Raw genomic sequence first — 23,902 nt, forward strand, 5'->3', positions numbered from 1 at the left:
ACCGGAGAGACTTGGATCTTGATGGTCCAGGAGAACGGAGTCCCCGTGGGGATGAGGCACTACCCCGCCGAGTTCAAGGCGGATGCGGTCGCGTTGTACCGGTCGAGGCCGGGAGCGACGGTCAAGTCCGTCGCCGCTGATCTCGGGGTGAACACCGAGACGCTGCGGAACTGGATCCGGGCCGCCGACGGCCGCCGATCTGTCGCGCACTCCGAGCCGTCGGCCGCCTCGCGGGCCGGCGGCGACGCTGTTCAGGCGGAGCTGGCCACGGCCCGCAAGAGGATCCGCGAGCTCGAGGAAGAACGGGACATTCTCCGCAAGGCGGCCCGGTATTTCGCGACGGAGACGCGCTGGTGAACCGCTACCAGTTCGTTGAAGATCACCAGCGCCGGCACGGCGTGAAGCGGCTCTGCGACATCCTCGGCCTGGCCCGCTCGAGCTTCTACTACTGGCGCCGCACCGCAGCCGCGAGAGCGGCCCGGCAGACCGTCGAAGCCCGGATCGCGGCTCGGATACGCAAGGTCCACCAGGACTCCGACGGCACTTACGGCGTTCCCAGGATCACCGCCGAACTCCGCGACCAGGGTGGCCCGGCGGTCAATCACAAGCGCGTCGCGAGGATCATGCGGACCATCGGACTCGAGGGCGTTCGTCTGTGCCGCCGGCACCGCACCACGCTCGCGGACCAGGCCGCAGCGAAGGCGCCGGACCTGATAGGCCGTGACTTCACCGCGGCCGCGGTCAACACCAAGTACGTCGGCGACATCACCTACCTGCCGGTCAGCGGCGCGAAGCCGCTCTACCTCGCGACCGTCATCGACCTCGCCTCACGCCGACTGGCCGGCTGGGCGATCGCCGGTCACATGCGAACCGAACTCGTCATCGACGCCCTCACGGCCGCCGAGCGGACCCGCGGAAACTTGACCGGAGCGATCATGCACACCGACCACGGATCCTCCATGCCTGGCATCGGGGTCAGGACCGGAGCCCGCATCCTCATCGACGTCGGCGACGCCAGCACCTTCCCCACCGCCGGCCACCTGGCCGCCTACGCCGGCCTGGCACCGGTGACCAGGAGCTCCGGCTCCTCCATACGCGGTGAGCATCCTTCGCGCCGAGGCAACAAGCAGCTCAAACGGGCCTTCTACCTCGCCGCGTTCGCATCTCTGTCCCAGCCCGAATCACGCGCCTACTACGACAAGAAGCGACGACAGGGCAAACACCACGTCGCCGCCCTCGTCTGCCTCGCCAGACGACGCATCGACGTGCTCTTCGCCATGCTCCAAGACGGCACCTTCTACGAGCCCCCGGCCACCATCAGGGCTTGACGAAAACCATAGGGGCACCTTTTCGAGCATGACCTCAAGGGGTCGGTGCAGGAGCGGGACGGCCCACGGAACGCCCCGCTTCCTGCATGGTGACGCGCGGAGTCAGTTGAAGAAACACTCGGCCTGGATGGCGTAGTTCCAACCAGCGGCCGTCAGGCCAGTCGTCGAGGAGCGCTTGACGCACAGGGCGTGGTTTGCGCTCTCCCAGGTGTGCATCCGGCTTTCGGCTTGGGTCTGCGCCGCACTCAGCGCGCCGCCCGAGCCCACGAACTCCATGCCCACGGGCGGCTTCCACACCGCTGCCGAGGCACCCGAGCCGGCGGACGCGGAGGCGCACGCGCCGGCTAGGACGGCGGCTGCGGCGCAAAGCACGGCTACGCTCCTGAATGCGATTCGGTGGTGCGTGACCATGGTTCCTCCTGGTGAGTAGCTACCTGCCGGACGTACGCGACTATGGCTCCTCACCCGAACCATCAGTTCGATATTCGGACGCTCGATCGAGGGAAACGTTCGTCGCCATACCATGATGAATCATTTGAATTCGGTCGCGCACGGCCCGCTTTGCACGACAAATCTCCCGATCGGGGAGGTCCTGAACCCGTCCCGGCGCACGATGACGGACCGTTCGATGGTGAGTAGCGACTACTCACCTCCCGTCGGGCGGCACGGAGGAAACTCTCGTGTGCATCGCAATCCTCGATCACGCGGCGTCACCCCGGGGCCCCGCGTCCGGAAGGCGGCCCGTGACCATCCGCATCGTGCAAGGAACCGCCGACCATGTCGTCGTCATCGGCGCCGGTCTTGCAGGACTGTCCACCGCACTCCACCTGTCGGGCGCAGGCCGGTCGGTGACCGTGCTGGAACAGGGCGGCGAGCCGGGCGGCAAGGCGGGAGTCTTCCGGCAGGACGGCTACACGCTCGACAACGGTCCGACGGTGCTGACCATGCCGGAGTTGATCCGGCAGGCCTTCGCCGCCGTGGGCGAGGAGATGGAGCAGCACCTGACACTGCTGCCCGTCTCCCCCGCCTATCGAGCGCACTACAGCGACGGCAGTTCGCTGGACGTGCTGACCGACACCCACGCCATGGCAGCGGAGATCGAACGAGTCTGCGGGGCGGCGGAGGCAGTCGGATACCGGCGCCTGGTGGCGTTCCTCAAGCGCCTCTACGCCTGCGAGTACGACAACTTCATCAATCGGAACACGGACGGCCCCCTCGACCTGGCCCTCCCCGAACTGGCACGGCTCGCCTCATACGGGGCCTTCCGGAGCATGGAGGGAAAGGTCCGGCAGTACCTCAAGGACCCGCGCACAATCCGGCTCTTCTCCTTCCAGGCGCTCTACGCGGGCGTAGCACCGCATCACGCCCGAGCGCTCTACACGATCATCTCCTACATGGACACGGTCTCCGGCGTCTTCTTCCCCGAGGGCGGCATGCACGCCCTGCCCCGGGCGATGGCGGACGCAGCCGTGGCGCACGGAGTCAAGATCAAGTACCACACGGCGGTCGAGCTCATCGAGACGACCCTGGGGGGACGGGCACGGGCCGTGCTCACGTCCAGCGGTGCCCGCATCCCGGCCGAAGCCGTGGTCATCGCTTCGGAACCATCCGTCGCCCTCCCCCGCCTTCTCGGCAGGGCACCCCGACGCCTCCGCCGCCTGCGCTACTCCCCCTCCTGCTTCCTCTGGCTGGCCGGAAGCCCACCGCAGCCGGCCACCGACGGCAGAGCGCCCGCGCACCACAACATCCACTTCGGACGTACCTGGCGCCGGGGTTGCCAGGAGGTCATCGACAGGGGTGTGCTGATGACGGATCCCTCATTCATGGTGAACGTACCCACCGTCACGGACTCCTCGCTGGCCCCCGAGGGCTGCCACAGTCATTCCGTCCTCTTTCTGGCCCCGAACCTGATCGCCGGCCGCGTCGACTGGGAGACCACGGCCCCGCGGTACCGCGACGAGATCCGGAAAATCGTGTGGCGCAACGGCTACACCGCACTGGCCGAGGACCCGCGCGCCGAACACGTGATCACACCCGCGGACTGGCTGCGGCGCGGCTGCCCCGCCGGGACGCCGTTCAGCGCGGCGCACACCTTCCGCCAGACCTGGCCGTTCCGGACACCGAACTTGGCCGGCGAGAACATCGTCCTGGCGGGGGCGGGGACGCACCCCGGGGTAGGCGTCCCAATGGCGCTGATCAGCGGACGCCTTGCCGCCGAACGGGTCACCGGACCGGTCAGGACTGCTCGGCGCAGACCGCTGGGTGCGGGCTGATGGGAAGCGCGGACCGCCGCATCCTAGACGCGGCGGGCATCGCCCGACCGCGACTGCGCAGTTCCTACAGCGAGTGCCGCCGCCTGCACGCGCGCCACGGCCGCAGCTACTACCTCGCCACCCGCCTGCTGCCACCGTGGAAACGGCCCTTCGTGCACGCCCTGTACGGCTTCGCACGCTATGCGGACGAGATCGTCGACAACGAACCGCCGCACACCCGCGAGAAGCACTTCCGAGACTGGTCACGGCAGGCCCTGGACCACCTGTGCGACGCACGTGCTGACGACGGTGCCGACCCGGTCGCCACCGCCCTCCACGACACACTGACGCGCTGGGACATCCCGCCGGACCACGTGCGGGCGTTCCTCGACTCCATGGCCGCCGACCTGACGGTCACCGACTACCCCACCTTCGACCACCTCCATCGGTACATGTACGGTTCGGCGGCCGTCATCGGACTCCAGATGGTCAACATCCTGGAGCCGCTCACCGAGGAGGCATATCCCAGGGCCAGGGCCATGGGCGAAGCCTTCCAGTTGAGCAACTTCCTTCGCGACGTTGCGGAGGACTTCGACCGGGGGCGGATCTACCTGCCGGCGACCGACCTGGAGGAGTTCGGTGTCACTCGGGAGGACCTAAGGCGGACGAAGACGGGCGGACGGGTGAAAGAGCTGCTCAAGTACGAGATCGACCGCACCCGCAGCTCTACGCCTATGCGGTGGGCGGGATCCGCATGCTGGCCCCGACCAGCCGCCCCTGCATCCAGACTGCCTATTCCCTCTACAATGGCATCCTCGAGCGGATCGAGGACGCGGACTACGAGGTGCTGGGCCGCCGCGTGCGGGTCGGCCTGCCCACGAGCCTGCGGGTCGCCGGCCCGGCCTTCGCCGAATGCCGCCGACTGCGCCGGAACCTCCCATGACCTATCTCCAGTTTCTCCTCCTCTTCCTGCTGGCCCCACTGGTCTGCACCTGCTGGGCTGCCCATCGTGCGCTGCCGACCGGGGCGGCCGAAGGGGGACTGCGCCGCACCGGGACGCGTCTGCTGCTCGTCCTGGTGCTCGCCGCCTGGCTGTGGACGGCCCCCTGGGACAGCTGGATCATCCGCCGGGGGGTCTGGGACTACGACAAGGGAGCGGCTCTGGCGACGCTGTTCCAGGTGCCCCTGGAGGAGTTCATCTTCATGGCCGGACAGACCATTGCCTTGGTGCGCTGACGCTGTGCGTCAGCGCACGGATACCGCAGCGATCCGCGGCGTCACTGACGGCGCCGATGCCGCAACTGCGCCGGGCCTGGGCCACGGCGTGGACCGCCGGGACAGCTGCCGGTCTCGCCTTGGCACTCGCCGACGCGCACGGCACCTATCTCGGAAGCACGCTCGTGTGGTTCGGCCCGCTCCTCGCGGTCCAGTCCCTCGTCGGCGCCGACGTACTGAGGCAACGTCGCGCGGAACGGCTACGGATCCTGGCACCGGCCCTCTTCTACCTGTGGTCCGTGGACGGAATCGCCATCGGAGTCGGCGTCTGGCACATCTCCGCAGATCACACCTACGGCTGGGCCGCCCTTGGCTTGCCCCTGGAGGAAGCCGTGTTCTTCGCCCTGACGAGCCTCCTGGTCGTCAACGGTCTCGTCCTCGGCACGGACGCGCAGGTGCAGGCACGCGTCCTCCGACGGCCGCTGGTGCGGCGGTGGTGACGCACCGGCAGATACGGCCTTGCCCTGAGGGCATCGACGACCATCCGACTCACCGCGACGACAGCACATCCTGAACCCATCGAGGTGGACCCGTGACGCAGCACATACTCAGCCAGGAGAACCCGAGAGCCCTGACCGTACTGGCCCGGGCACGACGCGAGATCGACCCGCTCATGCGTGCGGCCGTGGACGAACTGCCACGTTCCATGCGGCGGGTTACGGGCTTCCACCTGGGCTGGTGGAACCAATTCGAGGTCCCCGAGGAAGGCGCGCCGGGCAAGGCTCTGCGCCCCGCGCTGGTCATGGCGTCCGCCAGGGCCCTAGGGGACGACAGTGGCGCGTGCGCCGCCGCGGCGGCCGCGATCGAGCTGCTCCACAACTTCACCCTGGTACACGACGACGTGATGGACGCCGACACCACGCGGCGGCACCGCCCTACGGCCTGGTCGGTCTTCGGCACGACCGACGCCATCCTGGCGGGCGCCGCCTTGCACACCCTGGCCCTGATGGTGCTCGCCCGTGACGAGCACGCAGCCGCGCCGCCGGCAGCAGGCCGCCTGACGACATGCCTGATCGAACTCTATGAGGGCCAGAGCGCCGACTGCAGGTTCGAGACCCGCAACGACGTGGGACTCGCCGAGACGATGGCGATGGCGGAGGCGAAGACGGGGGCGCTGCTCGGCGCCGCGTGCGCGATCGGGGCCCTGTATGCCGGTGCGAGCGACGACGTCGCCACCTCCCTGGACCGGTTCGGGCGCGAACTGGGCCTGGGCTACCGGCTCATCGACGACCTGCTGGGAATCTGGGGCGACCCCGCAGTCACCGGGAAGCCGGCCGGATCCGACCTCATCTCGATGAAGAAGTCCCTCCCGGTCGTCGCCGCGCTCTCCTCCAATACTCCCGCCGGAGCCCTGCTGGCCGAGCGCTACGCGTCAGGCGCCTCGGTACGCGAGCGCGAGGTGACGTGGATCGCGGGCCTCGTGGAACTCGCGGGCGGACGGGAATGGGCACGCGCCGAGGCGACCCGTCGTGTCCGCCTCGCCCTCGACCTGCTCGCCACCACCTGCCCCGACGAGGCCGCGGCCGCAGACCTCATGGCCCTGACCCGACTCGTCACCCGCCGACAGAGCTAGTTCTTAGGATCGGAGAAGTCACGTGACCACGACACAGCCGTCGGCACCGCCCTGGGTGCAGATGTTTCAGGACCGCGCCATACCATTGCGGATAGCCTCGCTGCCCGTCTCTGGCGTAGTCCCGGACACCCTGCGCGGCACGCACTACCGTGTAGGCCCGATGGCCGGAGAGGCGTACGGCACGCCCCTGGCGCACGCCTTCGGTGACGCCGACGCCTACATCGCCGCCTACAAGTTCACCGACGAGGGCGTGTTCTTCCAGGGCGAGATCGTCAACACCCCGGTGCGCCGACGCGAACAGTCCGCGGGACGCCTCGTGGGGTCCACCTTCAGCACCATGGCCGAACGCAGCCTTCCCTCCCGAGCCTTCGCCAACGTCCTGGCATGCTCTCGATGTTCGTCCCCTCACTGATCCCGTGGAGCTCCGGTTACCAGTCGGTCAGGACACGCCCAACCACGTCCCGTGCGTGATGGGCGACTCCCTGATACTCCTGGGCGGCGCGGGCATTTCCTACGCACTGGACCCGGAAACCCTCGCCTGAAGGGGCACGAGGACTTCTGCGGTGCACTGCCGCGGCGCCAGCTCTATCTGGTAGGCGAGAGCCACCTGGATCCCAATACCGGCGAACGGTGCTTCCTGGAGATCAACACGGGTCTGCGGCTTTGGACGGTCGACGCGAACGGCGTCGGCCGCCGCTCGGTGAACCTACCGATGGACCACGTCTACCCTCCCCACGACTTCGGCATCACCCCCACCAAGATCGTGGTCCCCCTCGGCCCCATCCACTCGGGCTTCCTCCCGCTGACCAAGGCGACACCCTGACCATGCACTCCATGGAGTCAGGGCACGTCTTCCACGTGACCAGCAACATGTGGGACCACGACGACGGCCTCAACCCGGACGACAAGTTCAGCGGTGCCAACTTCACCTACACCGTGAAGCCGGGCTCGGCCCCCCATTATGGGCAGATCATCTCGACCAGCGGTTCGGGCAAGGTCATTATCAACTACATCGTCAAGTCGCCCGTCTGCTCCTGGGCGTGCTGACGCCGCGCCGGGCCCCAGGAGGCCCGGCTACGGCACACCTCGCGTCGTGCGCCGATGTCAGCCCTCGGACACGGGCAAGTCGATCAGCCGCCGCATGAACCAGTGCTCCGCGTAGCGGATCCGGTCGCGGGGTACGGCCAGTTCCAGATCGGGGAACCTCGTCGTGAGCCCCTTCAAGGCCACCTCGCCCTGGAGCCGGGCCATGGCCGCGCCTAGGCAGTTGTGCAGCCCGTGGCCGAGACCGAGGTGGCGCGGCCCCCGGCGCTGGAAGTCGAGCGTCTCGGGCTCGGGATACACGCTGGGGTCGTGGTTGGCTGCCATCAAGGAGGCCAGCACGGGAGTGCCCGCCTCCACCGGGACACCGAGGAGATCGCAGTCCTGTGTGGCGAAGCGGATGAATCCGCTGGCCTGTGAGCTGGTGTAGCGCAGGAGTTCCTCGACCGCCTCCGGATCCACGGGTGACACGGACGTCCGCGGGCCGCGCCACTGGTCGGGATGGTCGAGCAGGGCCAGGACGGAGTTGCCGATGAAGCTCCGCGAGGAGTCGGCGCCGCCGAGTATCACCACGGCCACCAGCGCCTCCAGGTAATCCTCACCTATACCACCCTCCCGGTCTGCCGCGGCTACGAAGTCCGAGGTGAGGTCCTGGCCGGGACGTACCCTCTTCTCCTCGATCAACTCGCGCGCATAGGCGCACACCTTCCCGAAGGCGATCGGCACCTGGTCCATGAGCGCGGGGTCTGTGGGGAAACCCTGCTCGATGGTGCGGGCGAGTTCGGCGAAGCGGTTCTCGGGGAATCCGAGCAGGGCGCCGACGGTCTGGGCCGTCACGTCGGCCGCGAAGTCGTCCATGATGTCGAAGCCGTCGAGTTCCGCACACCTGTCCAGAGCCCGCTGGACGAACCCGTCGATACGGTCGTGCCACATCCGCGAGCGTGCCGGGGTGAACGAGGGCATCGCGAGACGGCGCACCTCGGTGTGGACGGGCATGTCGATGACCGGCAGGGAGTACTGGAGGACGGTCCCGGCCCCCGTCACCATGCCGGCGTCGCGAAAGTCCTGTCGCGCCCAGGTCCTGCCTTCCGTCGAGAAACGGCCGTCGGCCAGCAGAACCTTCACGTCCTCGTAGCGGGTGAGCACCTTCATGGGGAGGTCCCCGACGGGAAAGGTGAAGTCGTGCACCGCCGCCTCCTCCCGCAAGCGGGCGAGGACCGGAAGCGGGTCCTGGTAGTACTCCGGTGTGAAGAGGTCGATGGAAGCCGATCCCTCGCTCATGCATAGACCTTCCTGATGAGTTCCGGCGGGGTCCCGGATGACTGCCGCCGGCCCCGCCTGGCCCATCCTGGGCAGGACGGACCATCACGCCATGAGTAGCGCGTACTTACGGGCACGGCAGGGCTGCCGCACGTCGGTCAGGGGGTGGTGCGTCGGCCGGCGGACGCAAGGCGGTCAGGGTCGCGTCCTGGAGGACACTGCTCAGGTCCCTGCGGGTGGTCAGGCCGAACTTCGCGTAGACGCGCTGCAGGTGGTTGTCGACGGTGCGGGCAGAGAGCTGCATGTGTGCGGCGATGTCCTTGCTCGGGTGGCCGGTGGCGGCGAGGACGGCCACCTCCCGCTCCCTCGGGGTGAGCAGCGCCATGGTGGCGTGCGTGTCCAGCAGCGGGGTACGGGCGTTCTCGCACTGAGCCGCCCAGACGGCTGCCCGCTGCGTCGCGGCCGCGGCTTTGCGCGGCTCCCCGCAACGGCGCCAGGCACCCGCAGCGGCAGCGGCCGCCTCGGCGGCCATCAGGTCCGCGCCGACAGCCTTGAACTGCTTCGCAGCTTCCATCAGCCCGTCCCCGTTCTGCCGGGCGAGCGAGGCGGACATCCTGACACGTGCAGGCATCAGATCACCATCGCAGACTGTGGCGAGGGCGGTGAGCCGGTCCGACACTGCGGCGGCTCCTCCGAGCCGGGCGATGTCAGTCAGGCACATCGCCTCGGCCGCGGCCTGCCCCCGTTCGCGCGCCTGGGCGGCCATGCCCTCCAGGACCCGGCAGGCCTCCTCGCAGTCCCCACGCGCGGCGTGCAGCCAGGCGATCCCGAGTTCCTCCTCCGCCGACAGCAGGCCGGGCCGCTCGGTCAGGTAGTTGAACTCCTTCGCGGCGGTCTCGGCGGCGGCCAGGTCGCCAAGGAGCGCGGCGCAGGCGATCACGCCTCCGAGTGCGAGCCGCAGGCCGAAGCCGTGCTCGGTGCCTCGGGCCAGGACGGCCGCCTCGGCCCACCACGTACGCGCGGATGCCACGCGTCCGGCAAGCCATAGGGCTCGGGCGATCGAGGTGGCGACCCAGATACGTGCCATGAGACCGGCAGCGGCGATGTCGGCATACGCGTACTCCCCCACCGTGACGGCTTCTTTCAGGCGTCCGGCCTCCGTGAGGGCGAGGACGAGCGGGATCCGTTCGACCTCGGGATGGGACACCAGAGCCTGCTCGTCCAATGCGCTGTGGACGACGAAGGCCCGCTCAGCAGCATGGATGGCTTCGGTGGACCGCCCCACGGCGGCGAGGGCCGCGGGTCGCAGGAAGACGCCCCGCAGCCATGCGTTCACGTCCGCTACCCGGCCACCGTCCTCGTCCAGGTCGTCCAGCAGTGCCAGGCCCTCCACGGGCTGACCGGCACCCACCCGCATGTATCCCTCGTTGATCCTCAGCATCCGCCGCGCCTCGGCGTCGCTAAGCTTCTCCAGCGCCTCTGCATTTGCAGCCAGCGCTTCCTCGACGGGCCGACCGCTGAAGAGCAGGTTCGACGTCCGGGCCAGAGCGACGGCCACGGTCTCCTGCTCGTTGGTGGTGAGGGCACTGGCCCGCGCCAGTACCCTTTCGCCGTCGGTGCACTTGCCCATCTGGAAGTAGGCCTCGCCCGTCATGAGGCGCGTGTGGGTCGTCTGTTCCTCTTCGGGCAGGGCCCCGAGCAGCGTGGTCACCTGTTCGTAGTCGTGGGCGTAGCGAGCGAGTACGGCTCCTTCGCGCAGGAGCGCGGGGTCGGCCGTGCCGGTGGCCATCAGTCGCCAGCTCGCCACGTACAGGGCGTCGTCGCGCCGGTTGGACCCGTAGGCCTCGATCCGCTCCGCTTGCTGCAGAAGCACCTGGCGCCGGCGCTGCGGGCTCATGGCAGCGCGCAGGACCTCGCCGTGCAGGGGGTGTGCCAGGTGCAGGGTCGTGCGCCGCCGACCGGTCGTGACGTGCAGGAAGCCCTTCTCCTCCAAGGAGGCCAGCTCGTCCCAGGTCGCGATCTGCCGTGCGTCCGCCAGGGCGACGGGCTCGCAGCATGCGAGGAGTTCGAGGACGGGGAGGGCTTCGGGGACTGCGCGCAGGCGTTCCCCGATGATCTCGCTCAGCTGTACCGACCCCCGGACACCGCTCCCCGTGAGCGTCCACATCTCTCCGTCGGTGGTGATCTCCCCGCGTTGCAGCGCTCCGAGGACGATCTCCCTCAAGAAGAGGGCATTGCCTCCGGAAGCCCCGTACAGCTCGCTCACGCTGCGCCGGTCGACGGGTCCGCGCAAGGAGGCGGCCAGCATGTCGGCGGTGGCCTTCTCGTCGAAAGCGCCGAGGTCGACACGGTGCACGGCGTCGCCGCTCAGCAGCGCCTGGACTGCTTCGCTGTCAGTCTCACCGCTGCGGATTGTCGCAATCATCCGGACCGCTCCGGTGCCGGTCAGCTGCCGCAGCAGCAGGGCGGAGGTGGCGTCGAGCAGGTGCAGGTCGTCCACGAGCAGGGCCAAGCGTTCCGCCGGGCGGCGCCCGCTCCAGGCCTGCACGAGCACGGCAAAACCCGTGACGGGGTCGGACAGGTCCATGTCCCGGGGCAGGAGATGGGCGAGGGCCCCCAAAGGAACGGTCGCCGCCGCCGCGGACGCGAGCGCCTTCCCCTCCCTCCAGCCTTGCTCGACGGCGTATTCCAGTGCAGCCTCGGCAAGCCGGGTCTTGCCGACTCCCGCAGGGCCGGAAATGACGACGCTGTGGCAGCGGCCCGCATTCCAGACCTCTTCGAATTCCTCCAATTCACCTTCCCTCCCCACCAGCGGCTCCCGAAGGGGCACCTGCCCGTACACGCTCATATCCGGTCCCCATTCCGTAGGCGCCCGAGACTCAATCTCTCAATAACGCCACGGTATGGAGGCAGATTTTTCGGGAAGTGAGTAAAATATACTCAGCCGCATTCAGGAGGGCAGTACCGCCAGGTCGACAGCGGCCTGCGCGTGCAGTCGCGTGGTGGGAAATACGGGCACCGGACTGTGCCGTGCGCCGATCAACAGTTCAATCTCGGTGCATCCCAGGATGACGCCTTGCGCTCCTGCTGCAACCAGTTCGCCGATGACGTCCTGGTAAGCGCGGCGCGATTCCTCCAGGACGTCCCCAAGGCAGAGCTCCTCATAGATGACCCGGTGCACCAGCGCACGGGACTCCGGCCCGGGCACGGTCACCCGCAGCCCCGCGGACGCCAGGTGGTCGCGGTAGAAGTCCTGCTCCATGGTAAAAGCGGTCCCGAGCAGACCGACGTGCTGCAGCCCGGCTGCGAGGACGGCGTCCGCGGTGGTGTCGGCCAGGTGCAGCAGCGGCACGCCGACCGCCGCGGTGATGTGCCCGGCCACCTTGTGCATCGTATTCGTGCACAGCACCAGGATCTCGGCGCCCGCCCGCTCCAGCGCACGGGCGGCGGACGCGAGGATCTCACCCGCCTCGTCCCACCGGCCACCGGCCTGGAGCTGCTCGATCTCTGCGAAATCGACCGAGTACAGCACGCAACGCGCGGAATGGAGCCCACCGAGCCGGTCCCGGGTGAACAAGTTGATCAGGCGGTAGTACTCCGCCGTGGATTCCCAGCTCATGCCGCCTATGAGCCCGATGACTTTGCTCAACGCCTCTTCGCCTCTTCGTTTCGGGTGCGCGGGCAACAAAGGGCGCGGCGCGCCCTCAGGAATTGTCGCCCCACCCGGCGGTCGCCATGGTCCCCCACAACGGTGCCAACGTGCATGAGTAGCGGGTACTCGGAGAAGTGCGGCGGCCGACCTCCTCGGGGGGTGCCGAACAGGAAGACCCGGCGCCGTCGTGCCGAGTGCGGCTGCGCCCCGTCCGGCATCGCCTGGGAGAACGGCTTCTCGTACTCGCTGGTTCCCAGGACGGGGGCGCCCGTGGGCGTTCTCAGGACAACCGATGCCGATCTCGTACGGGTGTCCGGCAAGTTCAGCACGCTCCCGTACAGGAGCGAGTGCACCCCGCCCGCTCCTCCCCGGCGGTCGACGAGTGCGTCGGTCGTCCGGTTATCCGAGGCTCGCGCCCACGGTCACATGGCAGCCGCACCGGTCCTGTCCGGTGCGGCTGCCGGTTGCGGCGCCACGGGGGGACCAGCAATACGCTGCACGAACAATCGACAACGGAAGAGCAGGCGCTCCGTAAGCGATCACCAAGAAGGCTGAGAGGCAGACACGTGCAGACGCGGGGGTTCTCTTCGTGCCCGTGGAACTCCGGGATCCGCATGCAACCGGATCCTGCTTCCCGGGACGGGAGACCCTGGACCGGGATCGCACGACGAGCAGAAGGCCTGCCGTACCGCCCCCTCCTGGGGCAGCTGCGTCATTCCAGGCCGGGAACTTCCGTGCCGCGGGGCGGGCCAGGCTCGGCGGGAGCCGGCGTCGCTGGGCGCATCGGAAGCGGCCGTGGAGACCGGAGCCGTACCGCGAACCGGATGAGCAGTGATTACTCAGGACGCAGAGCCCCAGGCGGACGACAGTCGTGGACGCGTCCTGATACCGCAGGTGGCAAGGAGGCTGACGTGTCAAGTGCCGAGCCCGCAGCGTTCCCGTTCGCCGAAAGCACGACGGTGGAGGGCGCAGGGGCGCGCTACCGGCAGCTGAGACAGAATCAGGGCCCTCTCCCGGTGCGCCTGCCGCACGGTGGCACCGCCTGGCTGGTGTCGCGCTACGAGGACGTCGAGTCCGTGCTCCGCGACCCGCGCTTCAGCCGCGAACTGGCGGGAGACGCCGTCTCCGAGGTCATGCCGAGCCTTCTGGTGCGCACCTCGCTGCTCTCGCTCGACGCCATCGACCACGACCGGATCCGGGCTTGTGTAGCCCCGCTGTTCACCCGCGAGGCGGCAGAGGCGTTGCGTCCGCGGATCCGGAAGCTGGTACGCGCCCGTACCGATGCCTTCCCGCCCGATGCCCACCCTTTCGACGGCGTCGCCGCCTACTCCCTCCCGGTGCCGGTGGACGTGATCTCCGAGGTGCTCGGAGTGCCCGCCGCGGACCGCGAACAGTTCTACCTCTGGGCCGACCTCGCGATCAGCTCGGATGCTCTGCCCGCCGCCGTCTACGCCGCGCACGACGATCTGCTCGGCTATTTCGCAACCGCGCCGAAACAGGGCGCGGACCAACCCTCGGCCGGGCTGCGTACCGGGCTCGCACGGATGGTGGATGCTGGCCGGCTGAGCCACGAGGCGGCGGTCTCCCTGCTCCCGCTGCTGCTGGTGGCCGGGTACGAGACCTCGGTCGGCCAACTCGGCTTCTACTTGCTCGACCTGGCCACCCGCCCCGAACACCATGCCGCACTGCGGCAACACCCGGACCGCATCCCGGAAGCAGTGACCACGTACCTGCGCACCGTGCCCTACAACGTCATCGGCGGAGCGCTCGCCCGGGTCGCGCGTGAAGCCGTGCAGATCGGATCGGTGACCATCGCGGCGGACGAGACCGTCATTCCTTCCGTCGAGGCCGCGAACATGCAGACCCTGTCGATGTCGTCGCGCCCCGACCACCTTTCATTCGGTGCAGGGCTGCACGCGTGCCTCGGCTCCTGGCTCGCACAGCTGGAGCTGGAGGAGGCCGTTTTCGGGATTGCCAGCGGCTTCGAGTCCATCGAGCTCGCGGTGGAACTCGAGGAGCTCCGCCTCAAGGAGGGGTCCGTTGTCCGTTCCCTGCAGACGCTGCCGCTGCTCGCCCGGCGGACCACCGACCACTGAGGACGGGGCCTGGTGGAAATGCTTCGCGGTTAGGGGGCCACCAACCAACCCGCGCACCAACCCCGCGGGTAACAGCGCCCCTTGACGGCAGGAGGCCGGCCTCCGCGGTGGGGGCCTAACGAGCGCACGTGTACCTCAGCTGGCGGTCACCAGTGAGCCCCAGCCAAGGTTGAGCGCATTGTAGATGCTCGAGTAGTAGACCACCTTCGAGCACTCGCGGGTCGAGCTCGCCGGTGCACCCTTGCACCCCGTCAGGTGGTGCGGCGCGGTGCTGAAGGCCACGAACACACCCTTGGCGTAGACGCTGCTGCCGTCGCCGGCGAGTTCGAAGAAAGAGCCGCCGCTGTCACCGTTGCCCGCGATGCTCGTGCCGTCGGTCGAGCTGGCCTTTACCAGACCATGGACGGGGCCCCCGCCGTAGCCGTAGTCGAAGACCACCCCGGTAGCGTCCACGATCGCGTTGCAGCTCGTGCCGGTGTAAGAGCCATTGGCGCACACGTACTGGTTGACGTAGTTGCCCTTAGCACCCTTCACGTCCTTGACCGTCAGGCCTCCGATACCCTTGTACGCGCCGTACCAGACCCGGCCCAGACCCGTGTTGAGCGCCTTCATGTCCAAGACGGCCACATCCTTGTAGGGCAACTTGTCCAGCACGACCGCCTTGGTAGCCCCGACCTTCACCGTGGCCCCCACCGGATCATCCGGCAGACAGTGCGCGGCCGTCAGCATGATGTCCCGCTTGTACGTGCTACCACCGGGCTCCGGCCGCTGGAACGCGAACGCCGTCGAGCAGCCGCCGGATTTCGTCGACAGGTGGGCACCACCGTAGACCGGCAGCAGATCGGTCCACCGGTCCTGATAGGACACCACCGCATCGCCCGACGCCTGCGCCACCCGCTCCACCGGGGTCCCGGCCTGCTGATCACCGGAGACCAGCATGGGGATCTGCGAATCCCGGATCAACGGCAACGCCGTCGCATCGCTGACCGACCCCGACACCCCCACCGCCAGACCCGACGAGTCCGACAACGGACCCGCCGACACGATCCGCAGCGCGGCCCCATCGCGCCGGTCCATCAACGAGCCCGCCGCGGCTTCCAGCTCCGCCCCCGTATAAGCGGCTGGCCGTACCGTCACGCCCACGCCGCGACCCACGGCGGCATCGATCACCGACTGCACCGCAGCCGACACCTGGCCCTTCCAGAACACATCCAGCCCACGACCGGCCAGATCCAATCGGATCGATCCCAGACCTCCCCCCGTGGCCTCCCGGTCCGACGCCGTGATCGCGTCCGCGACATCCACCAGCCGCGACTGCTCCGCCATCGCCGCGTCCCACGACACGAATCCCTCCGGCGGCGCACCCTCCACATCGCTGACCGAACGCACCGCATCCGAAGACGGTATACCGAACGCCGCCGGCACCCCCACGCCCACCGACAAGGCCAACACCGCCGCCCCGACCAGCCCCGCACGTCCTCTCACCCAACCGGACACGATCCCACGACCCTTCATCACAGTCCACTCGACGCCACGCGAAGCGGGCGCTTCGGCCCCATGGCCGCCGACTCACGCTAGATCGCGCAAACGACGCCTCCGTGAGTACCCAGCGCTTCAATTTGCCGGATCGCTCCATGGCGGCGTTCCCGTTCCCAGCGCCCGGTGCCCCGAAGCGAGGAACCAGGCGAGCCAGACATTGACCGCGGATGCACCGGCCAGCGCGATTCCGCCTGCGGGTGTCAGGGGGAGCGGGGTGGCGACGGCGTAGGTGATGTCGGTGAGGCAATCGCTGGCGCGGACCGCACTCACGGCACTCAGCCAACAAGGGCGCGTGCGCCACCGCAGGGCGGCAGCGCACTCCAGCACCGCGAACATGAACCAGGAGGCACCGGTCCGAGGTAGGAAGGCGTCCACCGGTCTGTCCGGCGGTCGCAGCCCGTGAAGCAGCACGAACCACTGCCCGGGGTCAACCCACGCCGTCCAGGTCAGGGCCAGGTCAAGCACCGTCAGCGCCCACAGGACTGAGGTGGTGCCACGCGCACCCGCTGCTCTCCTCCGTCGACGTGCGTGCCTCTGCGGCTCGACCGCAGGCAAGCGGGAGCCTGCGGGTGGCCGCCCGTCCGGCGGCATCACGAACACGACCGATCAGGACGGGGAACCGCACGCACAGCGCGCGGGCAGCTGCCGCCGGGCAGGCTCACTGCGCGGTCATGAACTGCAGGTCGAACCCGGAATCCGCCGGCGTTCCGGACTCGTCCCGGCAGATGACGGTGACCTGCTTGCCCTTCTCGCTCCCGACCAGGTAGCCGGTAGGACCCTGGACGGAGCACGCCCGCTCGGCGTCCAGCGGCGTGGCCATCCCGAAGCCCCGCGTGATCACGCCGATGCCCTCGTCCTGGCCCGGCAGACGCACGGTGTACACGCCCGGCGCGCTGCCGCGGATCACGGTCGGGGCAGCCAGCGACGCACCGTAGAGCCGGTTCCGGTATTCCCTGGGGGTGGCAGCTCCGCGCGCCGTGATGGCCGGTACCGCAAGGTGGGCATCGGAGTTGCGGTACATGGAGCCGATGATGTTGGCGTCGTTGGACACGGACAGGGAGAACTGTCCGTAGTCGCTCGCGGTCGTGGCCGAGCGTGTGTTGAGGCAGTCGATCAGGACGAACTCCGTGACGTCCGGCAGCGCCTCCTCCCTTCCGCGCACCGAACAGGTGTCACCGAGCTGCCTAGAGGTGACCTGGATGTTCTCCGGCGATCCTCCGGGGGTGAGGTAGTGCAGCACGGAGAACATGTTCACGTTTCCCTTGGTGCCCACGAACCTTCCGACCGACTTCGGCGAGAGAGAGGTGCTTGTGTAGGTGTCAGCAGGGGCGGAGGCCCCTTCCAGCCGCGGGAGCAGGAACGAACCTTGCTGGAGGTTCCCTTCCTCCGCCCCGCCGGCCGAGAAGGCCAACTGGAAGGCGGTATCAATCGGGTTGGCCGCCCGGTCGCCGCACTGGATCTGTACGGCGAGAGCGTTCTCCGTGCGCACGTCCCCGGGGCCGTAGGTCCACGGAACCTTCACAGAGCTGTTCACGATGTGGACGCACTGCGCGTTCGAGCCGTCGCCGGCGGCCCGGACGTGGACGATGCCGGCGGTTCCCGTAGCGGGGTCCGGCTGGACGAGGTACAGCGTCCACTGCCCCTTACCGTCACGCTGGAGGTGCGCCGTCGTGTACTTGGTGACGACGGCGTCCGCGAGGGTGGTCGTGGTCGCCCTGGTCGCCTCGGTCGGACTGACCGTCACGTACGCGCTCGGGGAGGTGGCGGCAAGGCTGTCTCGCGGGTCGAAATCCGCTGCGGATGCGGCGCCTGCGGATGCGGCCATCAGAGCCGTCGCCGCAACGAGTAACTGTGTGAACATGTGCTCTCCGATGAGGACCTCGTGGGCGGGGCTGCCTGCTGCTCCGCTTCGACTGGCGCTTCACGCTAGGCAGGGCACTCCACCCCCACGAGAGCGAACCCCACTCCAATCCCACGCCTCCGCAGTCGCCGGTGACGACCCCGCCGTACAGCGCCGGACGTGCTTCCCCTCTGCGACCGCGCGCCCGGCCGGTCGCCGGGCCTCGGCTTCCCGCGGCGCGGAAGAGAATTGCACCCCGCTCTTGACGTGCTCACTACATATCATCTTCTCTGGCTCAAAGGGCTCATCTACCCATCCACTGCACCTCTGGGAGGCCCGGTGTCGTACCAGCGTTGGCGCACGACCGTGGCAGGCGTGACGGCAGTCCTCGCCGTGGCCTCGGGAGTGACGTCCGGGAGTCAGGCCCGGGCAGCGACTGCATAACGGTCCTCGACGGCGGCTGACGCCGCCGGCCCGTTCGCGGAGCCCGGTTTCCGCGCCACCTGCGCCTGGCACCGGTTCGGTGAAGGCCAGGTGCCTCCCTGGTGGCTGATGTTCTCGGACCCGCTTTGCGTGGAGTACGCCAAGCGCGACATCACCATGGACAACGGCGGGGCGCTGCGCTTCCTCGTTGCCGAGCCCGCCCGCATGGTTCTGTCCCTGATGACCTGCCACTACTACCAGAAGGACCACTGGAGCGTGCGGGCGACCACGGGTGCGACGCCGCTCGTCGCTTGGGACGGTCAGTACTGGTGGGACAAGGGCCAACTGCGCGCGGGTGCGCGCCTGACGAACTTCCGTGTCGACGGGCGCTCCGTCGGCCTCGGGGACGCCGTGGAAACACTACGGGCCTCATACCCCGACCCGCGGCGGCGTTGAGCAAGCACGGCACCGCTGCCGGCGAGACGGGCCTGACCGTCCCGCTGCCGTTGAGCCTCCGCTGTGCGCTCCGGGCTGACGCCATGACGCTCCAGGATGCAGGGACATCCTCTGGACCCTGCTTTGCCCTGGTGGCGAGCCCCGTCTTCGACACCACGGCGGCGTCGGACACCGCCCGTGCCCTCAACGACAGCCATCCGGGCCTGGCCCGGATCGGCACGGCCTCGATCCCACCACGCCCGGGCTCAGCTGATTCACCCTCCAGCAGGTCCACTTCCCGCCCTTGATCGTCGCGCTGGTCGAAGCGGGCGGCCCGGTGGGGTGGTTCGAACGGTCGAGCGATCATTATGCGCACGGCGGCCGTCCTGGCTCATCCCTCTCGCGATGACCGAGACGACCGAGGGCTACAACGAGAGCACCGTCGCGGCTCCGCCGCCGACCGGCAGTTTCCGACGCTTGACCCCCGGATTGGATGAAGGGACGATGGCCTAGCATCCGACCGCCCGAACCAGGCAGGCCTGGGAACGCGTCGACGTCGCGCTGCGGGGCGTCCTGGAGCGCGACGGCCTCGCAGGCGTCCAGCCGTACACAGAGCCCGTGGGGGACACCGTCACCGCCCACCCGCTGGGCTAGGCTCAGCGACGACCCGCAAGTAATGACCTGACCATCCGGCACGAATTACGCGGCAATTTCAGCCTGTTCGTGACCAACAGCTCCGCCGTACCGACCTCCCTGACGGTCAATCCATTGCGGCCCTTGCCGAACGTGCCGCCCCCTGCATCGTCGGCCGCACGGCCGCAGCCTGGGACCCGTGCGGGACGGTTGCCCGCTGCCGGGCCGATGACAGGGGGGCGCGTCCGCCCTCCGCCCCACGGAGACCGGCCCGCCCGGCGCCCCAGACAGGGCGACGGGGCGGGCGGCTCTGATATGTAGCAGCGCCGGACTGTGTTGTCGTCGCACGGAAGCGCACGTGCAGATGCGACCCCGCCCGAACGACCGCTGGCGACCGAGGCCGCGCAGGCCCAGCCGGGGGGTGCCAAGGACGGCCGTCGGTCCGATGGGTGAGCGCCACATCTCCGGACCATCGGGTCGGGGTGTTGGGCGGGCACCAGCGGGAACACCGGTCTCACTTGCACATAAGGCGTTGCAATCCCCGCGGTCATGGCCGGTAGCCGGATGTACGACACGGACCTCGACTGAGCCCGTATGTCGCTCGTCCCCCGCATCTCCCGCTCGCCGCCTGCCCTCGGTCGCGCGCCCCCGGAGGGCGGGTGGCCGGTGCTCCTGTGTCACGGGAACGCCTTCGGCTGCGCCTCGGGTGTGGCTCTGGTCAATTCCCGAGGGGCCGGGCAAAGGGGCGCGCTCCGTGGCAGCCCGCCCCGGAGAGCGGTCTGTCGGGACATGCCCGGAGGGCTCGTCACCGAGCAGAAGGCTGCGCCGGATTCCGCCCCCTTTCCGTCAGTGGGACAGGTGTTGGGTCACGAGCCCGTACGCTCCGTATCCGATCATGTAAGGGAGGCGGTGGGTGGGGTACTGGGCGGTGAGTTCACCGGTGAGCTTGTTCACCAGGCGGGACGGGTCGGCGAGGGCGGCGGCCCGCTGGGTGGGGGTGAGAGCTGCCACCATCTGCTGGACGTCGCGATCGGCGGTGTCGAGGTAGTGCTTCTGCTGCACCACGGCCTCGGCCACAGGTGCCGCGGTACCGCGGCCGCCGTAGAGGGTCCAACGGGCAGGGGTGCGGCGCCTGATCTCGTCCAGGTCGCGCTGCCAGCCTGCCAAGGTGGGGGTCGGCCGCCCGTCGACGATTCCGCCCTCGAGCCAGGCGTGGGCGTCATGGTGGACGAGGTCGCCGACGACGACGCTCTTGAGCGCGGGGATCGTTGCGATCGTCTGGCTGGTGGAGACCCCCGGCGCGGCGAGCACGTCGAGGTCGATGTCGATGCCGTCGACGGAGAGCCGCTCGTGCTGCTTGAACGTCTTGTCCACGGCCGGGAGCGCGGGGTAGGACGACTCGTCGAACATCTTGGCCACATTGACGAAGTAGTTCTTCTTATACCTCCACACGCCCTCGAGATCCCCTGCTGTCGCCTCGGAGGCGACAGCTTGCGCTCCAGCTGCTTGGAACACCGGTAAGCCCTGGAACTTGTCCGGGTTCGGGTGAGTGACCACCACGTGCGTAACGGGGTGGTCCGTACGCGTCTTGAGGTAGGCGAGAGCCTGCCGTGCGTACTCCGGCGTGAACTGGGCGTCGAAGGCGACCACGCTCTTGCCCGTGTCCAGGAAGTGGGTCTGGGTGTCGAAGCCGTTGGCGTCGGAGGCGAAGGTGTAGAGGCGGGGCTGCGGAGCGCGCTCGGCAGGGTGTGCGGCGGCGGATCCCGCTCCACCGAGTGCGACGGCCGTCAAGACGGCGACGGCGGCAGATATCACGACGGTCGGTTTCACAAATGTTCCTCTTCGGGAGGGGGTCGAACCCGGGAGATGCCGCGGCACACCCCGAGGAGTCGCTTCGAATTCGAAGCAGATGCGGTCGCACGCTAGCAGGTGTTTCGAATTTGAAGCAATTCGCGGCTTGACGGGATGCCCAGGCAGCGGCAGCCGCACCACGGGGCGGTCAGTCCGCCGGGCCCGTGCGCGGCCGACCGCGTCGGAGACGGCTAAGCCGATCAACGGCGAACGAGCAATGAACCACCCCGGACCGGCGCGTCCTGCATGCCGGCCGTGGGGACCACAGGCCTCTGCGAGGCACGATCAACTCGCCGTGCACACCTTCACTCCTGCCTCGGCCGCCAGGGTCTTGGATCGCATCCAACGCCGACGGGATTCTCCCCGACTGTTGTGCATGAGTTCGGCGGAGAAGTCGGCTGGGGATAGCGAGACCACACTGGTGCGTTCACGGGGCCGCAGTGCGATCGTCTGGGGCGTCCGCTTGGGACCGCGGGAGCGGTCCTGTCCCGCGACCGTGGGGTGAAGCCACAGCACAGCATGGTGATGGACGCTGTCCAGCGCATCTCGGTCCGCAACGACGATGGCAGAGTGTTCGCCCTTGCCGTACGGAGCCCTCTGACCGGACGACCACATGTGCTGAGCGAGCATCGACAGCCGGCAGGGCCCTGGCGCCGTGGCGGCCCCGGCCGCCGGGTCGTATCCGGGCATGGGCTACCTGTCGAGCAACGAGCTCTCGGTAACCACGCTGGAAGCATGGCTCGGAGGCACGGGCGCGGAGCGCACGAGGTCCGCGGTTGCCGAGCGTGCCGCTCGCGCCACGGACCGTCGGCGTGGACGGTCGGCGCACAGCGATCCCGGCGCTCCACGGGCGTCCCGAGCGTGCGGAGCACGCGTCAGACCGGCTCGCGGCCGCCGGAGGGATACCGGTCCGCTCGGTGAACGGTGCCGCCGTGGGCAAGCCCCCGGTCGCGCAGGCCGGTTCGGCGCGCGATTACTGGGGCTTCGAGGTCACATGTACGACCACTTCGCAAGAACCGTTGTTGGAGGTTCCCGAGAGGAGCATGATCTGGTCCAGGGCCTTGAGTTGGGACGCCGTGTACCCGGGCAGGCTTTTGCTCACGTTGCAGTACTCGGCCTGGTAGGCCTCCCAACTGTGGAAACGGGCAGCTAGGCTCGTAGAATAACCCGGGTGCGTGGTGAGGGTGATCTTGTTCTGCTGTTGCTGCCAGGTGGTGCTCGGCCACCCGTCCGTCCCGACGCAGCCGACCTTCCCGCTCACGTCCGTGATGCGGCTGCCGACGTATTGCCCGGTAACTGGATGGGCGGATTTGCAGGTCTTGAACTCGGAGAAGTTGTACCAGCCGTCGTGCGCGGGAGTGATGTTCTTGGGCCATGGAACCGACCCGGTGCCCGAGGGGTAGAGGCTGGATTGGCCGATCATTGCCCCGCAGCCGGCACTGTTGACCTGCGAGCTCGTGCACGAGTTGTCGTCGGTGTAGCTCTGGAAGTAGTCGTTCATTCCGATCGAGCGGTACGGCTGTGATCCGCCCGGGAATTCGTACGTGTTCGCCGTCGCGTAGTACTGGGCCTCCATCACCGCCGTGTGGTCCCACAGCAGGTTGTTCGCCTGGTCCTGCACGTATGGGAACCGCACTTTGACAAATTCGGCGGTCAGCGTGTAGTTCGCTTCGCCCGTGAGGGCCTGCGCCGGAACAGCCGTGGACATGATCCCTGTGGCCAGGCAAAGAGCGGCCACGATCCTTGCTCGCTTCATCGCGAAATCCCTTTCGAACGACCGGTACCGTTCCCGGACACAGATGAAGTACGACTGCGGCGTTCTTGTCAGACGGGTAATCACTGCTCCACTTGTTAGGTGCCGTGGAGACGAACCGCACAGGGGTGGTGCTCGGGGCGGCGCACAGTCAGCCCATGTGCCGCCCCCGGTGGCGGACACTGCGACTCGACTGCGCACCGCAGCACCCGCCGTTCGCCGGCAGACACCGGCGTCGCCGACCTCATGGCGCCGGGGTGCCCCCGTAATCTTTTCGGGGTCCTGCAATGGGGCCGCTGGCCTCCGGGCCCGGTGTGACTGTGTCCCCTCTGTCGAAGTGATGACCTGGGGGGTGGTGTCGCCGGGTCCGTGGGGTGCCGTCGGAGACGCTGATGAGAGGTCCGGCCACCGCCTGGCCTGGCGCAATGCCGGGCAGTTCGCGGGCGGCAGGTCTGCATAACGTGGATGCGCGAGCACGGTGCCACCGCCGAGGCCGGCACGGTCAACCACCCGGGAGGGGTGCGATGTTAGACACCGGCGATGTGGGCGTCTTCCTGGGTATGGACGTCGGCAAGACAGCTCACCACGGCCACGGGCTGACGCCGGCGGGCAAGAAGGTCTTCGACAAACCGATGCCCAACAGCGAACCGAAACTGCGGGCCGTCTTCGACAAGCTGACCGCCAAGTTCGGCACGGTGCTGGTGATCGTGGACCAGCCGGCCTCGATCGGTGCTCTGCCCCTGACCGTCGCCCGGGACGCGGGCTGCCAGGTCGCCTACCGACCCGGACTGGCCATGCGACGGATCGCCGACCTCTACCCGGGAGAGGCGAAAACCGACGCGAAGGACGCCGCGGTCATCGCGGATGCCGCCCGCACCATGCCCCACACCCTGCGCTCGCTGGAGCTGACCGACGAGATCACCGCCGAGCTCACGGTGCTGACCGGCTTCG

General features: G+C 68.6%; 20 protein-coding genes and 3 pseudogenes. 14 read left to right on the forward strand and 9 right to left on the reverse strand.

Going from position 1 to position 23,902, the window contains the following annotated elements; translation table 11 throughout:
• From ACFWW8_RS35725 to ACFWW8_RS35735, 3 genes and pseudogenes are all read left to right on the forward strand, one after another.
• A partial coding sequence (locus ACFWW8_RS35725) for a transposase (RefSeq protein WP_386536315.1) occupies positions 1-357 on the forward strand: 357 nt, incomplete at its 5' end.
• Positions 354-950, forward strand: a pseudogene (locus ACFWW8_RS35730) (IS3 family transposase); the annotation flags it as partial. The gene ACFWW8_RS35725 and the pseudogene ACFWW8_RS35730, both read left to right, overlap by 4 nt.
• A 3-nt stretch (positions 951-953) precedes the next feature.
• A pseudogene (locus ACFWW8_RS35735) lies at positions 954-1,328 on the forward strand (transposase); the annotation flags it as partial.
• A 102-nt stretch (positions 1,329-1,430) separates the two neighbouring features.
• Here ACFWW8_RS35735 and ACFWW8_RS35740 read toward each other — a convergent pair.
• Positions 1,431-1,739, reverse strand: a complete 309-nt coding sequence (locus ACFWW8_RS35740) for a hypothetical protein (RefSeq protein ID WP_386536318.1) — start codon at positions 1,737-1,739, stop codon at positions 1,431-1,433.
• Positions 1,740-2,071: 332 nt separating this feature from the next.
• Here ACFWW8_RS35740 and crtI point away from each other — a divergent pair, with 332 nt between their 5' ends.
• The 8 genes and pseudogenes from crtI (at position 2,072) to ACFWW8_RS35780 (ending at position 7,475) form a co-directional block, all read left to right on the forward strand.
• Entirely contained in the window at positions 2,072-3,601 is a 1,530-nt protein-coding gene (crtI, locus tag ACFWW8_RS35745) for a phytoene desaturase family protein (protein WP_386536321.1), read from the forward strand.
• Positions 3,601-4,314: pseudogene (locus ACFWW8_RS35750) on the forward strand (phytoene/squalene synthase family protein); the annotation flags it as partial. The gene crtI and the pseudogene ACFWW8_RS35750, both read left to right, overlap by 1 nt.
• Before the next feature lie 20 nt (positions 4,315-4,334).
• Positions 4,335-4,523 carry a hypothetical protein gene (locus tag ACFWW8_RS35755; protein WP_386536324.1) on the forward strand — a complete coding sequence of 63 codons (189 nt, stop codon included), beginning with the start codon at positions 4,335-4,337 and terminating at the stop codon, positions 4,521-4,523.
• Positions 4,520-4,816, forward strand: coding sequence for a lycopene cyclase domain-containing protein (locus ACFWW8_RS35760; protein ID WP_386536327.1), 297 nt, complete (start codon positions 4,520-4,522; stop codon positions 4,814-4,816). The genes ACFWW8_RS35755 and ACFWW8_RS35760 overlap by 4 nt, the downstream gene beginning before the upstream one ends.
• Positions 4,817-4,872: 56 nt before the next feature.
• Positions 4,873-5,295, forward strand: a complete 423-nt coding sequence (locus tag ACFWW8_RS35765; RefSeq protein WP_386536364.1) for a lycopene cyclase domain-containing protein — start codon at positions 4,873-4,875, stop codon at positions 5,293-5,295.
• 92 nt (positions 5,296-5,387) lie between these two features.
• The gene (locus tag ACFWW8_RS35770; RefSeq protein WP_386536329.1) at positions 5,388-6,428 is read left to right on the forward strand and encodes a polyprenyl synthetase family protein; all 1,041 of its coding nucleotides are present in this window, start codon (positions 5,388-5,390) and stop codon (positions 6,426-6,428) included.
• A gap of 22 nt (positions 6,429-6,450) precedes the next feature.
• Positions 6,451-6,840 carry a carotenoid oxygenase family protein gene (locus tag ACFWW8_RS35775; RefSeq protein ID WP_386536332.1) on the forward strand — a complete coding sequence of 130 codons (390 nt, stop codon included), beginning with the start codon at positions 6,451-6,453 and terminating at the stop codon, positions 6,838-6,840.
• Between the two features lie 422 nt (positions 6,841-7,262).
• A complete protein-coding gene (locus tag ACFWW8_RS35780) occupies positions 7,263-7,475 on the forward strand; it encodes a hypothetical protein (protein ID WP_386536335.1) in 213 nt (70 codons plus the stop codon).
• Between the two features lie 57 nt (positions 7,476-7,532).
• Here the strand turns inward: ACFWW8_RS35780 and ACFWW8_RS35785 are convergent, their stop codons facing one another.
• The 3 genes from ACFWW8_RS35785 to ACFWW8_RS35795 all read right to left on the reverse strand — a co-directional run bounded on the left by ACFWW8_RS35785 (position 7,533) and on the right by ACFWW8_RS35795 (position 12,378).
• Positions 7,533-8,750 (reverse strand): cytochrome P450, encoded by a 1,218-nt coding sequence (locus tag ACFWW8_RS35785; RefSeq protein WP_386536338.1) that lies wholly within the window; start codon positions 8,748-8,750, stop codon positions 7,533-7,535.
• Positions 8,751-8,856: 106 nt separating this feature from the next.
• A complete protein-coding gene (locus ACFWW8_RS35790) occupies positions 8,857-11,577 on the reverse strand; it encodes a response regulator transcription factor (protein WP_386536341.1) in 2,721 nt (906 codons plus the stop codon).
• A gap of 102 nt (positions 11,578-11,679) precedes the next feature.
• Positions 11,680-12,378, reverse strand: coding sequence for an aspartate/glutamate racemase family protein (locus ACFWW8_RS35795; protein ID WP_386536343.1), 699 nt, complete (start codon positions 12,376-12,378; stop codon positions 11,680-11,682).
• A 914-nt stretch (positions 12,379-13,292) separates the two neighbouring features.
• Here ACFWW8_RS35795 and ACFWW8_RS35800 point away from each other — a divergent pair.
• Positions 13,293-14,477, forward strand: a complete 1,185-nt coding sequence (locus ACFWW8_RS35800; RefSeq protein WP_386536344.1) for a hypothetical protein — start codon at positions 13,293-13,295, stop codon at positions 14,475-14,477.
• Positions 14,478-14,612: 135 nt separating this feature from the next.
• Here the strand turns inward: ACFWW8_RS35800 and ACFWW8_RS35805 are convergent, their stop codons facing one another.
• From ACFWW8_RS35805 to ACFWW8_RS35815, 3 genes are all read right to left on the reverse strand, one after another.
• Positions 14,613-15,974 (reverse strand): hypothetical protein, encoded by a 1,362-nt coding sequence (locus ACFWW8_RS35805; protein ID WP_386536346.1) that lies wholly within the window; start codon positions 15,972-15,974, stop codon positions 14,613-14,615.
• Between the two features lie 117 nt (positions 15,975-16,091).
• Positions 16,092-16,481 carry a hypothetical protein gene (locus ACFWW8_RS35810; RefSeq protein ID WP_386536349.1) on the reverse strand — a complete coding sequence of 130 codons (390 nt, stop codon included), beginning with the start codon at positions 16,479-16,481 and terminating at the stop codon, positions 16,092-16,094.
• Positions 16,482-16,674: 193 nt separating this feature from the next.
• Positions 16,675-17,877: a hypothetical protein gene (locus ACFWW8_RS35815; protein ID WP_386536351.1), complete on the reverse strand. Its 1,203-nt coding sequence runs from the start codon at positions 17,875-17,877 to the stop codon at positions 16,675-16,677.
• 552 nt (positions 17,878-18,429) lie between these two features.
• Here ACFWW8_RS35815 and ACFWW8_RS35820 point away from each other — a divergent pair.
• Complete coding sequence (locus ACFWW8_RS35820; RefSeq protein ID WP_386536354.1) at positions 18,430-18,735, forward strand: hypothetical protein; 306 nt, start codon at positions 18,430-18,432, stop codon at positions 18,733-18,735.
• Positions 18,736-20,193: 1,458 nt separating this feature from the next.
• On the opposite strand, the gene ACFWW8_RS35825 is transcribed toward ACFWW8_RS35820, so the two are convergent.
• Both ACFWW8_RS35825 and ACFWW8_RS35830 read right to left on the reverse strand, forming a co-directional pair.
• On the reverse strand, positions 20,194-21,177 hold the full coding sequence (locus tag ACFWW8_RS35825; RefSeq protein ID WP_386536357.1) for an MBL fold metallo-hydrolase: 984 nt from the start codon (positions 21,175-21,177) through the stop codon (positions 20,194-20,196).
• A gap of 994 nt (positions 21,178-22,171) precedes the next feature.
• Positions 22,172-22,954: a hypothetical protein gene (locus tag ACFWW8_RS35830; protein WP_386536359.1), complete on the reverse strand. Its 783-nt coding sequence runs from the start codon at positions 22,952-22,954 to the stop codon at positions 22,172-22,174.
• A 521-nt stretch (positions 22,955-23,475) separates the two neighbouring features.
• On the opposite strand from ACFWW8_RS35830, the gene ACFWW8_RS35835 reads away from it, so the two are divergent.
• Positions 23,476-23,902 (forward strand): IS110 family transposase (locus ACFWW8_RS35835; protein ID WP_386536361.1); only part of this gene is annotated, 427 nt, incomplete at its 3' end.

This window comes from Streptomyces sp. NPDC058701, assembly GCF_042715295.1.
Taxonomy (GTDB): Bacteria; Actinomycetota; Actinomycetes; order Streptomycetales; family Streptomycetaceae; genus Streptomyces.

Bases quoted from the DNA above. Each gene is read 5' to 3' on its own strand.
- ACFWW8_RS35740 (WP_386536318.1), bottom strand. From the start codon at position 1,739: ATGGTCACGCACCACCGAATCGCATTCAGGAGCGTAGCCGTGCTTTGC.
- ACFWW8_RS35755 (WP_386536324.1), top strand. From the start codon at position 4,335: ATGCTGGCCCCGACCAGCCGCCCCTGCATCCAGACTGCCTATTCCCTC.
- ACFWW8_RS35760 (WP_386536327.1), top strand. From the start codon at position 4,520: ATGACCTATCTCCAGTTTCTCCTCCTCTTCCTGCTGGCCCCACTGGTC.
- ACFWW8_RS35765 (WP_386536364.1), top strand. From the start codon at position 4,873: ATGCCGCAACTGCGCCGGGCCTGGGCCACGGCGTGGACCGCCGGGACA.
- ACFWW8_RS35780 (WP_386536335.1), top strand. From the start codon at position 7,263: ATGGAGTCAGGGCACGTCTTCCACGTGACCAGCAACATGTGGGACCAC.
- ACFWW8_RS35785 (WP_386536338.1), bottom strand. From the start codon at position 8,750: ATGAGCGAGGGATCGGCTTCCATCGACCTCTTCACACCGGAGTACTAC.
- ACFWW8_RS35790 (WP_386536341.1), bottom strand. From the start codon at position 11,577: ATGAGCGTGTACGGGCAGGTGCCCCTTCGGGAGCCGCTGGTGGGGAGG.
- ACFWW8_RS35815 (WP_386536351.1), bottom strand. From the start codon at position 17,877: ATGTTCACACAGTTACTCGTTGCGGCGACGGCTCTGATGGCCGCATCC.
- ACFWW8_RS35830 (WP_386536359.1), bottom strand. From the start codon at position 22,954: ATGAAGCGAGCAAGGATCGTGGCCGCTCTTTGCCTGGCCACAGGGATC.